General features: G+C 60.9%; 15 protein-coding genes. 14 read left to right on the forward strand and 1 reads right to left on the reverse strand.

Annotated elements, in window-relative coordinates; translation table 11 throughout:
* Positions 1 to 42: 42 nt before the first annotated feature.
* The 5 genes from surE to rpoS are packed head-to-tail and all read left to right on the forward strand — an operon-like array spanning position 43 to position 3,988.
* A complete protein-coding gene (gene surE, locus BMY52_RS11845) occupies positions 43 to 798 on the forward strand; it encodes a 5'/3'-nucleotidase SurE (RefSeq protein ID WP_090254669.1) in 756 nt (251 codons plus the stop codon).
* A 23-nt stretch (positions 799 to 821) separates the two neighbouring features.
* Positions 822 to 1,460 carry a protein-L-isoaspartate(D-aspartate) O-methyltransferase gene (locus BMY52_RS11850; RefSeq protein WP_090254749.1) on the forward strand — a complete coding sequence of 213 codons (639 nt, stop codon included), beginning with the start codon at positions 822 to 824 and terminating at the stop codon, positions 1,458 to 1,460.
* Positions 1,457 to 2,041: a YqaA family protein gene (locus BMY52_RS11855; protein ID WP_090254671.1), complete on the forward strand. Its 585-nt coding sequence runs from the start codon at positions 1,457 to 1,459 to the stop codon at positions 2,039 to 2,041. Before BMY52_RS11850 ends, BMY52_RS11855 begins: the two co-directional genes overlap by 4 nt.
* A gap of 16 nt (positions 2,042 to 2,057) precedes the next feature.
* Positions 2,058 to 2,885, forward strand: a complete 828-nt coding sequence (locus tag BMY52_RS11860) for a peptidoglycan DD-metalloendopeptidase family protein (protein ID WP_090254673.1) — start codon at positions 2,058 to 2,060, stop codon at positions 2,883 to 2,885.
* 35 nt (positions 2,886 to 2,920) lie between these two features.
* The gene (gene rpoS / locus BMY52_RS11865) at positions 2,921 to 3,988 is read left to right on the forward strand and encodes an RNA polymerase sigma factor RpoS (RefSeq protein WP_218140431.1); all 1,068 of its coding nucleotides are present in this window, start codon (positions 2,921 to 2,923) and stop codon (positions 3,986 to 3,988) included.
* Between the two features lie 5 nt (positions 3,989 to 3,993).
* On the opposite strand, the gene BMY52_RS11870 is transcribed toward rpoS, so the two are convergent.
* Complete coding sequence (locus BMY52_RS11870; protein ID WP_177169947.1) at positions 3,994 to 4,368, reverse strand: Mth938-like domain-containing protein; 375 nt, start codon at positions 4,366 to 4,368, stop codon at positions 3,994 to 3,996.
* Positions 4,369 to 4,506: 138 nt separating this feature from the next.
* On the opposite strand from BMY52_RS11870, the gene alaC reads away from it, so the two are divergent.
* The 9 genes from alaC to BMY52_RS11915 all read left to right on the forward strand — a co-directional run bounded on the left by alaC (position 4,507) and on the right by BMY52_RS11915 (position 15,745).
* The gene (gene alaC, locus BMY52_RS11875) at positions 4,507 to 5,706 is read left to right on the forward strand and encodes an alanine transaminase (protein WP_090254753.1); all 1,200 of its coding nucleotides are present in this window, start codon (positions 4,507 to 4,509) and stop codon (positions 5,704 to 5,706) included.
* A 332-nt stretch (positions 5,707 to 6,038) separates the two neighbouring features.
* On the forward strand, positions 6,039 to 6,404 hold the full coding sequence (locus BMY52_RS11880) for a response regulator (RefSeq protein WP_090254677.1): 366 nt from the start codon (positions 6,039 to 6,041) through the stop codon (positions 6,402 to 6,404).
* Between the two features lie 37 nt (positions 6,405 to 6,441).
* Positions 6,442 to 8,829 carry a chemotaxis protein CheW gene (locus BMY52_RS11885; RefSeq protein WP_090254679.1) on the forward strand — a complete coding sequence of 796 codons (2,388 nt, stop codon included), beginning with the start codon at positions 6,442 to 6,444 and terminating at the stop codon, positions 8,827 to 8,829.
* Entirely contained in the window at positions 8,826 to 9,329 is a 504-nt protein-coding gene (locus tag BMY52_RS11890) for a chemotaxis protein CheW (protein WP_090254681.1), read from the forward strand. Before BMY52_RS11885 ends, BMY52_RS11890 begins: the two co-directional genes overlap by 4 nt.
* 51 nt (positions 9,330 to 9,380) lie before the next feature.
* Positions 9,381 to 11,861, forward strand: coding sequence for a methyl-accepting chemotaxis protein (locus BMY52_RS15875; protein ID WP_090254684.1), 2,481 nt, complete (start codon positions 9,381 to 9,383; stop codon positions 11,859 to 11,861).
* Between the two features lie 83 nt (positions 11,862 to 11,944).
* The gene (locus tag BMY52_RS11900; protein ID WP_090254686.1) at positions 11,945 to 12,778 is read left to right on the forward strand and encodes a CheR family methyltransferase; all 834 of its coding nucleotides are present in this window, start codon (positions 11,945 to 11,947) and stop codon (positions 12,776 to 12,778) included.
* The gene (gene cheD, locus BMY52_RS11905) at positions 12,775 to 13,386 is read left to right on the forward strand and encodes a chemoreceptor glutamine deamidase CheD (RefSeq protein WP_090254688.1); all 612 of its coding nucleotides are present in this window, start codon (positions 12,775 to 12,777) and stop codon (positions 13,384 to 13,386) included. Before BMY52_RS11900 ends, cheD begins: the two co-directional genes overlap by 4 nt.
* 558 nt (positions 13,387 to 13,944) lie before the next feature.
* On the forward strand, positions 13,945 to 14,637 hold the full coding sequence (locus BMY52_RS16065) for a methyl-accepting chemotaxis protein (protein WP_483862683.1): 693 nt from the start codon (positions 13,945 to 13,947) through the stop codon (positions 14,635 to 14,637).
* 34 nt (positions 14,638 to 14,671) lie between these two features.
* Entirely contained in the window at positions 14,672 to 15,745 is a 1,074-nt protein-coding gene (locus BMY52_RS11915; RefSeq protein WP_090254690.1) for a protein-glutamate methylesterase/protein-glutamine glutaminase, read from the forward strand.
* The last annotated feature ends 77 nt before the right edge of the window (positions 15,746 to 15,822 follow it).

Raw genomic sequence — 15,822 nt, forward strand, 5'->3', positions numbered from 1 at the left:
GGTTTCCAGTATATTAGCCACTTGACATCACAGTGACCCACTATGCGTATCCTGCTCAGTAATGACGATGGTGTCCATGCACCGGGACTGCAACAACTGGCCAAGACCCTGCGAGGCCGAGGCCAGGTGACCGTGGTGGCGCCGGATCGGGATCGAAGCGGCGCCAGCAACTCACTCACGCTGTCTCGACCGCTGCGAGCCACTACCCTGGACAATGGCGATGTGCGCGTGGACGGTACACCCACGGACTGTGTGCACCTGGCACTGACCGGACTGCTGGCCGAGGAGCCGGACATGGTCATCTCCGGCATCAATGCCGGCGCCAACCTGGGTGACGATGTGCTCTATTCGGGCACGGTGGCTGCCGCCATGGAAGGGCGGTTTCTGGGGCTCCCGGCCATTGCCGTTTCCCTGGCAGGTCAGCAGCAATGCAAGCATTACGATTCTGCAGCTCAAGTGGTCCTGGAACTGCTGGATCGACTGCGGACCATTCCCTTGCCTTCCGACACCATCCTCAATGTCAACGTTCCCGACCTGCCCCGGGAAGAAATACTGGGTTACCAGGCCACCCGACTCGGGCATCGGCACAAGGCGGAGCCGGTGACCCGCTCCACCGATCCCCGGGGGCGTCCCATTTACTGGGTAGGGCCCTCGGGCCCGGAGCAGGATGCCGGGTTGGGCACCGACTTTCATGCCGTGCGTTCCGGGTACGTCTCGGTGACGCCGATTCAGGTGGACCTGACCCGCTATGAGGCCATGGACATCGTCAGCCGCTGGCTCACGGAGGGCGAGGCTTGAATCATGATCTGACCGGAATCGGCATGACCTCCCAGCGCGCCCGGGATCGCCTGGCCGGGCGTCTTCGGGAACTGGGCATCCAGGATCCCCGTGTGCTGGAGGTCATACGCGCCACGCCCCGCCATCTGTTCGTGGATGAGGCCCTGGCGCATCGTGCCTATGAAAACACCGCGCTGCCCATCGGTTTTGGCCAGACCATCTCCCAGCCCTTTATCGTCGCGCGCATGACAGAAGCCCTGCTGGCCGAAGCCACGCCACACATGGTGCTGGAGATTGGCACGGGATCCGGGTATCAGGCAGCTGTGCTGGCGCAACTGGTGGAGCGGGTGATCAGTCTCGAGAGGATTCGCCCGCTGCAGCGCCAGGCCCGTGAGGTGCTCAGCCTCATGCGATTGCAGAATATCAGCCTGCGCCATGTGGATGGCAATCATGGCTGGCCGGAAAATGCCCCCTATGATGCCATCCTGCTCACTGCGGCGCCCCGGGTGATCCCCGAGACCCTGCTGCTGCAACTGAACATGGGTGGGCAGTTACTGGCGCCGGTGGGCGAGGAAAGTGGAGCCCAGACCCTGGTGCGCATCACTCGCACCCCCGAGGCCTATGTCAAACAGGACCTGGGCCCGGTGAGCTTTGTGCCGCTGTTGCCGGGAGAGGTGTCATGAGGCTTTTTGGTCCCTTGTATGATCGGGTCATGACCTGGTCGCGGCATCGCCATGCACCACGTTACCTGGCGGCCTTGTCCTTTGCGGAATCGTCTTTTTTTCCCGTACCCCCCGACGTGATGTTGGCCCCCATGGTGGCCGCGCGTCCCGATCGAGGTCCGCGCCTGGCCCTGATGACCACGGTATTTTCCGTATTGGGCGGGTTGCTCGGGTACCTGCTGGGCTATCTGGCCTTTGAACTGCTGCAGCCGATGGTCATCAGCGCCGGCTATGGGGATGAGTTGATCCAGGCACAGGAGTGGTTCTCCGTGTGGGGCGTCTGGGTGGTCCTGGTGGCTGGTTTTTCACCCATTCCCTACAAGCTCTTCACCATCACCGCCGGAGCCATGTCCATGGCGGTGCTACCCTTCGTGGTCGCTTCATTCCTGGGTCGGGGGGCACGCTTCTTTGCTGTGGCCCTCATCCTCGGTTGGCTTGGGCCCCGGATGGAACCGCGCCTGCGCCCCTATATCGAATGGATAGGGTGGGCGTCGGTTGTCCTGCTGGTTTTGGCGGTCATCATTTATCAGTTACAGGGGTGAGAAACAGACAGTGCGCATGGCAGCGGTGGCAGCCTGGGTGTTCATCCTGCTGATGCTGGCCGCCTGTGGCACGCTGCAGAGATCAGGTGAATTGGGATTCCGTTCAGGTGTGCATACGGTGCGCCATCACGAGACCCTGTATGCCATCGCATGGCGGTATGGCCTTGAATGGCAGGATCTGGCCCGCTGGAACGACATCGACGAGCCCTACACCATCTATCCCGGACAGCGTTTGCGCATGAATCCCCCATCCGGTGATCGTCAACCTGCCGTGGCGCAGGCGCCCCCGGCCCAGCGGGGTGGGACGCCCCGCGAGACCCGCAACGAACCTCCACCAAGACTACAGCCCCGCCCGGTTGAACAGCGGGCTGATACGGGGCCGCCCGCCTCCTCCGGGGATCGTCCTCAAGCTAGACCCTCCCCGCCCTCCACGAGTGCCCCCCCCACCCAGCGCAGTGCTGCCTCCAGCGGGCCCATCGATTGGCGATGGCCCACCGATGGCGAGGTGATACGTGCATTCCCGGCCTCCGGTACAGGCAAGCGGGGGATCGGTATCGCCGGGCAGGCAGGCCAGTCGGTGCGGGCCGCGGCCAAGGGGCGAGTGGTCTATAGCGGAAGTGGACTTGTCGGATATGGAAAGCTTATCATCGTGAAGCACGATGATACCTATCTCAGTGCCTATGCGCACAATGAGAAAATCCTTGTAAATGAAGGGTCTGAGGTGTCTCAGGGGCAGGAGATTGCGCTCCTGGGGGACACCGGAACCGATCGCCCCATGCTGCATTTCGAGATTCGAAAAGACGGGAGGCCCGTGGATCCATCAAGCTATTTGCCAGACCGATAAAACCTAAGGGGCAACCGCCCCGCACAGGAGGTCACATGCCGAGAAGGCGAGATAAGAGCCCCGTGTACGAGGATGATGAGGAGAAGGTTGAGGCGGAAGGACTGTCGGCATCCGGAGATCGGGTGAAGGTGTCACTGGATGACACAGAGGAAAGCGATGGCACGCCGGCACTTTCGGACGAGGTGGTGGGGTCGGCGACCGAAAATGATGCGGAAGAGGAGAGTGAGGAAGGCGAGGTCGTATTTGCCGCGGGAGAACCGCCAAGAGCCGATCTGGACGCCACTCGACTGTACCTCAGCGAGATCGAGTTCTCTCCTTTGCTGACACCGGAGGAGGAGGTGTATTACTCCCGTCTGGCCCAGAAAGGAGACGAGACCGGTCGACGCAAGATGATCGAGTGCAATCTGCGCCTTGTCGTCAAGATTGCCCGTCGCTACATGAATCGGGGCCTGGCGCTGCTGGATCTCATTGAGGAAGGCAACCTGGGTCTGATCCGGGCCGTGGAGAAGTTCGATCCCGAGCGCGGCTTCCGCTTTTCCACCTACGCCACTTGGTGGATCCGACAGACCATTGAGCGGGCCATCATGAACCAGACCCGCACCATTCGTCTGCCCATCCACGTGATCAAGGAACTGAATGTCTACCTGCGCGCCGCCCGGAAGCTGGCCCAGGAACTGGACCACGAGCCCACAGCTGAGGAAGTGGCCCGCCACCTGGATAAGCCGGTACAGGACGTCAAGCGGATGCTGGCCCTCTCCGAGCGCGTGACCTCGGTGGATCTCCCCATTGGCAAGGAGGGTGACCGCCCCTTGCTGGATGTGATTCCCGACGAACAGACACCCGAGCCCGCGGATCTCGTCCAGGACGAGGATGTGGTGCAGTACGTGGATGACTGGCTCATGGAGCTGGACGAGAAGCAGCGGGAGGTGATCGTCCGCCGCTTCGGTCTGCACGGGTTTGAGCGTTCCACCCTGGAGCAGGTGGGCTTTGAACTGGGTGTTACCCGGGAGCGGGTACGGCAGATACAGATGGATGCCCTGAAAAGGCTGCGCAAGATCCTGGAAAGTCGGGGGTTTTCGGAGGATACGCTGCTGCAGAACTGAAGCATTCAGTTCGGGATCAACAACGCCGCTGCCACCCGGCGCCCCTCGCCCATGATGATGTTGTAGGTGCGACATGCCGCTGAGGTATCCATCACCTCCAGACCGACGCCCCGATCACGCAGGGCACGCAGCACATCCCGGGGTGGCCAGCGCAGGACAGGGCCTGTGCCCAGCAGTACGATCTCCGGCTGCAGGGCCAGCACGGGCTCGAAGACCTCGGGCTGCAGGTCTTCAACTTGGGCGACCGGCCAACGGGGTATCAACTGGTCGGGCAGCACCACCAGGCTCTCGTGATGAGGTACCTGATTCACCTGCACACCACCGCCTCCATAGGCAGTGATGATGTTCTGGCCTTCGCCATACTCGCGCCTCATCTTCATGGTACGAAAAGTACAACCCGGCCGGGCCACTGGCAAGCCGTGGTACCTGGCCCCGAGCGCACTGATTGACAGCCCCCGGGTGCCCCTTTATTGTTTCTGGTTTCCCTTTTTCCGACCATCCAGCCCTTGGAAACACCCGTGATCGACGACTTTCCCAGAATCAAGCGTCTTCCGCCGTATGTCTTCAGCATTGTCAACGACCTGAAGGCCAAGGCCCGCGCCCGTGGCGAGGATGTGATTGATTTCGGTATGGGGAATCCAGACCAGCCCACGCCCCCTCACATCGTCGAAAAGCTCGTGGAGGTGGCCCGCCGAGGCGACACCCATCGCTACTCCGTGTCCAAGGGCATTCCGCGTCTGCGGCGGGCCATCTGTCACTGGTACAAGGACAATTACGATGTGGACCTGGATCCGGAGACCGAATCCATCGTGACCATCGGCTCCAAGGAGGGTCTGGCCCACCTGGCTTTGGCCACCCTGGGGCCCGGCGACGCGGTGCTGGTGCCCAACCCGGCCTATCCCATTCATCCTTACGGTTGCGTCATTGCTGGCGCCGATATCCGTCATGTGCCCCTGACACCGGATGTGGATTTCTTCGCGGAACTGGAGCGAGGTATCCAGGAATCCTGGCCGCGACCAAAGATGTTGATCCTGAATTTCCCGGCCAACCCCACCACCCAGTGTGTCGACCTGGAATTCTTTGAGAGAGTGGTGGCCATTGCCCGGGAGCACAAGATCTGGGTCGTGCACGATCTGGCCTATGCAGAGATTGTCTTTGATGGCTACAAGGCTCCCTCCATCCTGCAGGTGCCTGGGGCCAAGGATCTGGCGGTGGAGTTCTACACCCTATCCAAGAGCTACAACATGCCGGGCTGGCGCGTGGGTTTCATGTGTGGCAATCCCACGCTGGTAGCGGCCCTGGGACGCATCAAGTCCTACCTGGACTACGGCACCTTCACACCCATTCAGGTGGCGGCCATCGCCGCGCTGGAAGGCCCTCAAGACTGTGTGGAGGAGATTCGCCAACTCTATCTCAGCCGCCGGGATGTGCTTTGCGACGGGTTGAATGCCCTGGGCTGGGAAGTGGAAAAGCCCAAGGCCACCATGTTCGTCTGGGCACCCATTCCGGAACCTTACCGCGAGATGGGGTCGCTGGAGTTCTGCAAGAAACTGCTGCGTGATGCCAAGGTGGCTGTCTCGCCGGGCATCGGTTTTGGCAGTCAGGGTGACACCCATGTGCGCTTCGGTCTGATCGAGAACGAGCACCGTACCCGCCAGGCCCTGCGTGGCATCAAGGCCATGTTCCGGGAAGATCAGCGAGCGGCCAAGATCGCCTGAGCGCGTCAGGCCCTGTGGGGGTGAGTGGCCGCGCCGCCGCCCCCCGATTGTTTGGCTCCCCCTTCATTTTCGCCGCATCCGGCCGCTAAGACAGTGGACGGTGCGTTGGCGTGTGTTCGAGCGGAAATTGGCCGCACTCAATGCTGCATTGCAAGAGAGAAACCCGTCACAAAACGGTTCCCGATATCGGACACCTGAGGTAGCATGCAGGTAGATGGACGCAATACCGGGAGTGAATGATTTTTCTCATTTTTATTGGGGGTATGGGGGCAGACCACGCCGTAACCCGCCCGCTCAAGGTCAAGTCTTAAGGGAAGGGGAGTACGTACCACATGGCCAAGTCAATTCTTACGGTGGACGATTCCGCGTCGATTCGCCAGATGGTGTCCTTCACGCTCAAGGGGGCCGGTTACACTGTCACCGAGGCGGTGGATGGGCAGGACGGTCTGGACAAGGCCCGTTCCGGCAATTTCAATCTGATTTTTACTGATCAGAACATGCCTCGGCTGGATGGCCTCAGCCTGATCAAGGAACTGCGCGCGCTGCCGCAGTACAAGAGTGTGCCGATTCTGATGCTCACCACCGAATCCGGCGAAGCCATGAAGGCCCAGGGACGTTCTGCCGGAGCCACGGGTTGGCTGGTGAAACCTTTCGATCCCCAGAAGCTTCTCGAGGTTGTGCGTAAGGTGATCGGCTGATCATCACACCCCTGACATTCCTTGAAGGAGGACGGGAATGACCATCGACATGACCCAGTTCTATCAAGTGTTCTTCGACGAGGCCGATGAACATCTGGCGGATATGGAGAGCCTGCTCCTGGAACTGGATGTCGATCAGCCGGATCTGGAGATGCTCAATGCCATCTTCCGTGCCGCCCATTCCATCAAGGGGGGTGCCGGCACCTTCGGTTTCAACGATATGGCCCGGGTCACCCATATCCTGGAAACCTTGCTCGACCGCCTTCGTAAACAGGAGCTTCAGCCCATCACCGAGATGGTGGATGCCTTTCTGGAAGCCGGCGATGTTCTCAAGGCACAGTTGCAGGCCCATCGTGAGGGCGACGAATACCAGGATGAGCGCATCGACCGAGTCTGCACCTGGCTGGAGCGACTCACGCACGGTGAACAATCGCCCAGCGCGGCCCCCCCAGCGTCTCCCGAGCCATCCCTCACCCGGGAACGGCCGGCCGAGCCCAGCTGGCAGATCACCTTTGACCCCCACGCGCCCGAGTTCAAGGCGGATGTTCATCTGGATGCCCTGGCCGACAGCCTGGGTGAACTGGGCACGCTGAAGCGACATTCCGAGGCAACCGGACGTCCGGTGACCTGGCATCTTGCCGGGCATGGCATCAGCTTGGCGGATATTCAGGACATCTTTGATTTCATCTGCGACCTCAAAGGGGTGCAGATCATGCCCATGGATGGCGCAACAAAAAGTATGCTGTCCGCCTCGGATGACGGTGATGAGTCCTTTGGGTTTTTCGATGAGGCCCCTGGCGCGCCCGAGCCCGAGGAGGCCGAGGATCCGGGATACGGTTTCTTTACGGATTCACCGCCCCCCCCCATGTCGGCGCCATCGGATCACCATGGCGAGCAGTCCGATAGCAGCTATGGTTTTTTTGAGGATGCCCCGGGCGCCGAGGCCTGCCACGACAGCGATACGGGAAGCTACGGACTCTTCGGCAACAGCCCAGGCATGGCGCAGGTGGCTTCTCAGGCCGCCCAGGACCGGGAGGAGGATGCCCAGGGTTACGGCCTGTTCGATCCCTCCCCCGGCTATCCCACCTCTATCCACTCAGAAGATGATGGACACCCCGGAGCACCCGAAGCACCGACAAAGGGGGGGGGCACGGGCCGCCCCCCGCCCAACAAGGAAGCAACGGCCAAAGCCCAATCTCCCAAGCGCGGCCCCGGTGGGGATTCGTCCATTCGTGTCAGTGTCGAGAAGGTGGACCAGCTCATCAATCTGGTGGGAGAACTGGTCATCACCCATGCCATGCTGGCCGAGTCTGCGTCTCGACTGGATCCTGTCACTCACGAGAAGATCTTCAGCGGCCTATCCAATCTGGAACGCAACTCACGGGACCTGCAGCAGTCCGTCATGTCCATCCGCATGATGCCGATCAGCTTTGTTTTCAATCGTTTCCCCCGGGTGGTGCGCGATACCGCGGCCAACCTGAAGAAGAAGGTCACCCTGCGTCTGGTGGGTGAGGAGACGGAGCTGGATAAGGGGCTCATCGAGCGCCTGGCAGACCCCCTGAACCACCTGGTGCGCAATAGCATTGACCATGGCATTGAATCCCCGGAAAAACGTCTTGCAGCCGGCAAGCCCGAGACCGGCGAGATTGTCCTGCGCGCCAGTCACCAGGGCGGCAACATCGTCATCGAGGTGAATGACGATGGCGCCGGGCTGAACCGGGAAAAGCTCCTGGCCAAGGCAGCCGAGCGGGGCGTTCCCTTGTCCGATAACCCCTCGGACAAGGAAGTGTTTCAACTGATCTTTGCGGCCGGCTTTTCCACTGCGGATAAGGTGACCGACATCTCCGGACGGGGGGTGGGCATGGATGTGGTCCGCCGCAACATTGAACAAATGAACGGCCGGATCGAGATCGACTCCGCGCCGGGGCAGGGCACACGAATCACCATCCGGCTGCCTCTGACCCTGGCCATCCTGGACGGGATGGCCGTGCGCCTGGGCGACGAGACCTTCATCCTGCCCCTGACGGCCATCCGTGAATCCATCCAGCCCAAACGGGAGCAGTTCAAGACAGTCTCCGGCAAGGGCAAGGTGCTCAATACCAGCGGGGAATACCTGCCTCTGGTGATGCTCCAGGACGTGTTTGACATGGGGCAGGCCGGCCAGCGCCTTGAGGACTCCATTGTGGTGATCGTGGATACCAATGAGGGCCGCATGGCCCTGGTGGTGGATGAACTGATGGCTCAGCAGCAGGTGGTCATCAAGAGCCTGGAAACCAATTATCGCAAGGTGCGTGGCGTCTCAGGGGCCACCATCCTGGGGGATGGGCGTGTGGCTCTGATCCTTGACGTGGATGAGCTGGTGCACTTGAACCAGGAAATGCAGCCCAAACGCACAGGCACTTCGGAACAGGGGAATCTGGCATGAGTGAAGATCTGAAGGAGCGGGCGGTCATCAGCAGCGATGACAGCCGGGAATATCTCACATTCACCCTGGGCGATGAGGAATACGGCATCGACATCCTCAATGTCCAGGAGATTCGCGGCTACGACGCAGTGACCAAGATCGCCAACTCGCCGGATTACATCAAGGGTGTGATCAACATGCGCGGGGTGATCGTGCCCATCATTGATATGCGCCTGAAGTTTCAACTGGGGCAGGTGGAGTACAACCAGTTCACGGTGGTGATCATCCTCAACATCTCAGGGCGGGTGATCGGCATGGTGGTGGATGGTGTCTCGGATGTGGTGGCCCTCAAGGGGGAACAGATCCGGCCCGCACCGGAATTCGGCGCAGTGCTGGATACCGCCTACATCGACGGACTCGCCACACTGGATGAACGCATGGTCATTGTCGTCGACATCGAAAAACTCATGACCAGTGGTGACATGGGATTGGTTGACCGGATTCAGAACGAATCCCCATGAGGCACGGGTTCAATCACGGGCCCATTCAAGAAGCAGCAAGGAGTCAAGGCCATGCGTTGGTTCAATAATCTATCGGCAGGTATCAAGATTGCGCTGCTTGGCGGCGTGTTACTGCTCTCCCTGTCCTATGCGGTCTTCGAGGCCTACAAGGGGTTTACGGGTTGGTCCGATTATTCGCAGCAGGTCCGTGACAATCGGCTCCCCTCCCTGGAGGCCCTCGGTCAGATGAATACCGAGCGCATGGCCATCCGTGCCCAAACCGTGGAGGTGATGCTGCAGGAGGAGGCCTACACGGATAAATCCGCGCTGCGGAACATTGCGCAGGAGCGGGCACAGTCCTGGGAGGCCATTGACCACTACTGGGCTCAGTTTGCTGAAATACCTCGCCTGACTGAGGCAGGCCAGCGGTTGTATGACCGGCTGAGCGGTGAATACCAGGCCTGGCGAGCCATCTATGTGGAACTGGATGCCCTGATCGAGAACCTGATCCGCACCCAGGACCCCCTGCAGTACGATGCCTACATGCAGGAGTATGCCGAGACCGTGGAGCGCATGATTCCCATCTCGAATACCATGGGGGCCACCTTTGTGGAGCTGGTGAAAGGTAATCTGTCCCGGGCCACGGCCGATGCCAATAACAATGTCCAGACCGCGGCCAGCGAGATACGCATTACACTCTGGATCTCCTTCATTGCCATTGCCCTCTCCATGGCCCTGGCATTGCTGACCTTCTTCAGCATGGTGCCACCGCTGCGGGCCCTGGTGGCGAAGTTCGATGCCATTGGTGCGGGTGATTATGATCAGGAAATCGAGCAGACTCGCAAGGACGAGGTGGGCAAGGCCCTGAAGGGGCTGGCGGACATGCAGGCCAAGCTCAAGGCGGACATCGCCGAAACCAAGCGTGTGAGCGCCGAGAACCTGCGCATTCGTTATGCCCTGGACAGTGTGTCCTCCAACGTCATGGTTTCCGATCCTAAAGCCGAGATCATCTATGCCAACGACGCGGTGATCGGCATGTTCCGCAAGGGAGCCAATGACATCCGCAAGGATATGCCCAACTTCGACCCGGATCGGGTGCGCGGTGGCAGCATGGATCTGTTCCAGAGACAGGCCGCCGATCTGCGTCAATCCATGGACGCCATGCGTTCCACCCATGAGTCGGAAATCATCATCGGTGGTCGCACCTACCAGCTGATCGCCAGCCCCATCTTCGACGAGGCGGGTGCCCGCCTGGGTACGGTCATCGAATGGGCCGACCGCACCGAGGAACTCAAGGTCGAAAGGGAAGTGACACACCTGGTGGAAGGCGCCGTGAAGGGGGATTTCAACCAGCGCATCGCCACCGAGGAACTGGAAGGCTTCTTCAAGCGTTTGGGGGATGCCATCAACGAACTGGTGGAGCGCACTTCCACCGGCCTGGGTGAGGTGGCACGCGTCCTCAATGCCGTCTCCGACGGTGATCTGACCCAGCGCGTGACGGGTGATTATGAAGGAACCTTCGGGCAGTTGAAGGAAGACACCAACGCCACTGCCATGCGACTGCAGGAACTCATTGGCCAGATCAAGGAATCCGTGGACGCCATCAATACGGCGGCCCGGGAGATCTCCGTGGGCAACACCGATCTGTCCCAGCGCACCGAGGAGCAGGCCTCCAGCCTGGAGGAGACCGCTTCCAGCATGGAAGAGTTGACCTCCACGGTGAAACAGACGGCCGACAACGCCCGCCAGGCCAATCAGCTCTCCAGCAATGCCCGGGATGTGGCTTCCCGTGGCGGAGACATGGCCAGGGAGGCGATGGACTCCATGAAGGCCATCACCGACAGCGCCGACAAGATCGGCGAGATCATCACCGTGATCGACGGCATTGCCTTCCAGACCAATATCCTGGCACTGAACGCAGCGGTGGAAGCCGCTCGCGCCGGGGAACAGGGTCGGGGCTTTGCCGTGGTGGCCGGCGAGGTGCGCAACCTGGCACAGCGGTCTGCGGCTGCTGCCAAGGAGATCAAGGCCTTGATCGCCGAGGATGCGGAGACCATCGAGACCGGCAGCAAGCAGGTGCTTGCAGCCGGGCAGACCATGGAAGAGATCGTCAACGAGGTGAAGCGGGTGACCGATCTCATTGCCGAGATCGCGGCGGCCTCCGACGAGCAGAGCACGGGTATCGAGCAGGTCAACAGCGCCGTGACCCAGATGGACGAGGTGACCCAGCAGAATGCCTCGCTGGTGGAGGAGGCAGCGGCTGCCGCCGAGTCCCTGGAGGAACAGGCTCAGGGTCTGGCCCGCGCGGTCAGCGTATTCCGGGTGGATGAGAGTGCCGTGGCCTCCGCGGGTCGCGCGCTGCCGGCGGCTCCCCAGGCCCCCAGCCGGGCGCTGCCCGCAGGTAAGGGGCAATCCAGTCGTCCAGCGGCTGGCAAGGGGGGGACCGGGCCCAGCCGCAAACCCCAGCAGAACAAGGCGGCGGCTGGAGCCGCGAAGCCGGGTGGCCGACCCGACTCGCATGCGTCCTCGGACGATGAGTGGGAAGAGTTCTGATCAGCGTCGGAGCCGCTCATCCATGACCAAGGTCCTCGGGCCCGATGTGATGCACCGGGCCACCATCTCCCGCGGTCACGCCCATGCGTGACCGCGAATTCGACTTCAGGGACGCAGACTTCGAGCGCATCCGGCGCATGATTTATGAATACGCCGGTATTTCGCTCAACCCGGGTAAACGGGATATGGTCTACAGCCGCGTGGCTCGTCGTCTGCGTCAGGCCGGCCTCAATTCCTTCGACGCCTATCTGGACCGTCTGGAGGTGGATGGGGAAGAGTGGCAGCACTTCGTCAATTCGCTGACCACGAATCTCACCTCCTTTTTTCGCGAGGCCCATCATTTTCCGGTGCTCTCCGAGCATGCCGGCCATATGCATGGCCGGCATCGACGCACACTGAAGATCTGGTCAGCGGGTTGTTCCACGGGTGAGGAGCCCTATTCCATTGCCATGACCCTGATCGACACCTTCGGGAGCTGGACGCCACCGGTGAAGATCCTGGCCACGGATCTGGATACCCAGGTGGTGCGCCATGCAGCTGAAGGTATCTACCCCATGGAGCGCATTGAAAAGATGCCCAGAGAAGATGTGAAGCGCTTCTTCCTGCGGGGCCGCGGAGGGCGTGAGGGCATGGTGAGAGTGCGGTCGCAGGTACGGGACCTCATCTCCTTTCAGTCGCTGAACCTGCTGGGGCCGAGTTGGCCGCTCAAGGAGCCCTTTGATGCCATCTTCTGTCGCAACGTGTTGATCTACTTTGATAAGCCCACCCAGTACAAGCTGCTTTCCAGATTTCACCCCCTGCTGCATCCGGAAGGTTTGCTGTTCGTGGGGCATTCGGAGAGCCTGGCCCATGCCGCCGATCTGTTCCGCCTGCAGGGCAAGACGGTCTGCGTGCCGGTGGCAAGGGGGCGCCCATGAGCGAGGGTTTCGAGGAGGTATTGGCACCCAACCTGTACTATGACCGGCACTTTGACATGGATGCCGTCAAGATCCTGCCGGGAGAATACTATGTCTCCAACCGTGAACTGCTGATGGTGACCGTGCTGGGCTCCTGCGTAGGGGCCTGCGTGAGGGATCGGCTGAGAGGCATTGGCGGGATCAATCACTTCATGCTGCCCGATGACAAGCGCAACGAAGACAGCCGTGTGGGCAGTTCCATGCGCTACGGGGACTATGCCATGGAGATCCTGATCAACCAGTTGATCAAACTGGGGGCGCGCCGGGAGAACCTTGAGGCCAAGGTTTTCGGTGCCGGCAACGTGCTGCCAGGGTTCAAGAGCAATATCGTGGGAGAGCGCAATGCTCAGTTCGTGACCGATTACCTGGCCACGGAGGGTATTCCCATTGCGGCGCAAGATTTGCTGGGTAATCACCCGCGCAAGATCTACTTCTTTCCCACCACCGGCCGAGTGCTCGTAAAAAAACTGCGCAGTCTGCACAACGAGACCATCATCGAACGGGAACTGAGCTACAGCCAGAAGCTGCGTCAGGCCAAGGTATCCGGCGAAGTGGAATTGTTCGATTGACGTATGACAGGAGACCGACTCATGCAGGGCTTTGGGATGGAGACAATGACACGGGCACTGGCGCCCCACGGGTCGGCGGTGCTGGTCAGTGGGGCGATGATCGTCGCCTGGTTGCTGCTGTCATTGCCCGCCTGGCTTGGCATGCTGGCCGTCGTCCTGATCTGGGTGGGTTCGCTGCTATGGCAGGCTCGAAGCACCGCGAGCGCCGGGCGAGCAGACAAGGTTCGTGCAGATGAACAACAGGGTACACTGGATAATGACCGGGAACTTTGGGATATGGTCATCCAGATTGACGCCCTCATTGCCCCGGAGACAAGCGAATTACGTACCCTGGTGGGACAGGCCCGGCAGTTGATCCGGGATGCCGTCAGTGACCTGCAAGAGAGCTTTCATAACCTCAACCAGACCTCCAGGGAACAGCAGGAACTGGCCCTGAAGCTGATCCGGGGCATGTCCACTGACGCTCAGACGGGCTCTGAGAGCGAAGTCATCGACATGGATGGCTTCATGGAGGAAAACAGCAAGGTACTGGCACAGAACGTTCAAATGCTGATCGACATGGGCAAGCACAGCGTGGAGGTGGCCCACCAGGTGGATGATCTTTCCAGTTTGATGGATGAGATCTTCAGCTTGCTCGACAGTGCCAAGCATATTGCCGGGCAAACCAATCTGCTGGCACTGAACGCCGCCATCGAGGCGGCCCGGGCCGGGGAGGCGGGTCGGGGATTCGCCGTGGTGGCCCAGGAAGTGCGCAAGCTCTCACAGGATTCGGATCAATTCAACGAACAGATTCGTTCTCAGGTGGAGCAGGCCAATCGACTCTTTGGCCACGCCAGGGAAGTGGTGGGCCGCATGGCCTCGCAGGACCTGAATACCTCCATCAGCGCCAAGGGCAGCATGGACGAGATGATGGAACAACTGCAGAAACTCAATCAAAACCTGTCCCAGGGGCTGGATCACATGTCCGGCGTTGCCGAGCGCGTGCAGCAGAACGTGGATGCAGCCGTCAGGCTGTTGCAGTTCGAGGATATCGCCGGCCAGGTGCTTGATCGGGCCCATACGCGGATCGATTTCATGGAACGCTTTGTCGCCGAACTGCGCCAACTCCCCATGGTGGAGCCTGCCAGGTCGCAGGAGCAGTTGGAACAGGCCCGAGGGCGACTCAAGACCTTGCGTGAGGAATTGCAGGATGCAGCTCACCGGCCTGTCCAACAAAAATCCATGGACGAAGGTGACATCGAACTCTTCTGATGCGATCCCCATGGCCACAACAGGCGGTTCTACCATGAGTGACAATGCCAGGGACAAGCCAATACGTGTCCTGGTGGTCGATGACTCGGCATTGGTGCGCAAGCTCCTTACGGAGGTCCTGAATTCCGCTGGGGGCATTGAGGTGGTGGGGACAGCCCAGGACCCCTACGTGGCACGCGAGCGCATCAAGAGCCTCAATCCGGATGTGCTGACTCTGGATGTGGAAATGCCGCGCATGGATGGCCTGACCTTTTTGCGCAACCTGATGCGCCTGCGCCCCATGCCTGTGGTGATGGTGTCCTCGCTGACCGAACGCGGGGCCGAGGTGACCATGCAGGCCCTGGAACTGGGGGCCGTGGATTTCGTCACCAAACCCTCGCTGGACCTGGCCAACACCCTCAATGCCTATCGTGACGAGTTGGCAGCCAAGGTCAGGGTCGCGGCCGGCGCCAGGGTGCGCACCCTGGCGCCGGTGAAACCGAAGCATTCCGTGGATGAGATCCTGCCCTCCAGGGCCGTGGGAAAATGGCGTACCACCGATCGTCTGCTGGCCATCGGGGCTTCCACCGGGGGAACCGAAGCGGTGAAGGACGTCCTCATTGATCTGCCGCCGGACAGCCCCGCCGTGGTCATTGCCCAGCATATCCCTGCCGGTTTCAGCGGTGCCTGGGCACAGCGCATGAACCGGCAGAGTCGGCTGTTGGTAAAGGAGGCGGTGGAAGGTGAACGCCTGATGGCGGGCCACGCCTACGTGGCGCCTGGAGACCAGCATCTACTGGTGGCTCGGGATGGCGCACGCTATGTCTGCCGCTTGAGCATGGCCGAACCTGTCAACCGTCACCGCCCCAGCGTGGACGTCCTGTTTCGTTCCGTGGCTCAAGCCGCCGGCAAGAATGCCTGTGCTGCCCTGCTCACCGGCATGGGCGCTGATGGTGTGCAGGGTCTGAAGGAACTTCACGATATGGGCGTGGAGACCATTGCTCAGGACGAGGCGACCAGTGTGGTCTGGGGGATGCCTGGAGAGGCGGTAAAGCGGGGCGCGGCCTCACAGGTGCTGCCACTGGATCGGATTGCCGAGGCCATGCTGAAGGCCTCCCGCGTGCGCTGATAGTCTCAAAAGTTTGGGCACATGCCCAAAAATCTGAGATCATCTTCACATTCTCTCCTGCTTTCTCCATGACTGTT

This window comes from Ectothiorhodospira marina (assembly GCF_900109495.1).
In the GTDB taxonomy this organism is placed as follows: Bacteria; Pseudomonadota; Gammaproteobacteria; order Ectothiorhodospirales; family Ectothiorhodospiraceae; genus Ectothiorhodospira; species Ectothiorhodospira marina.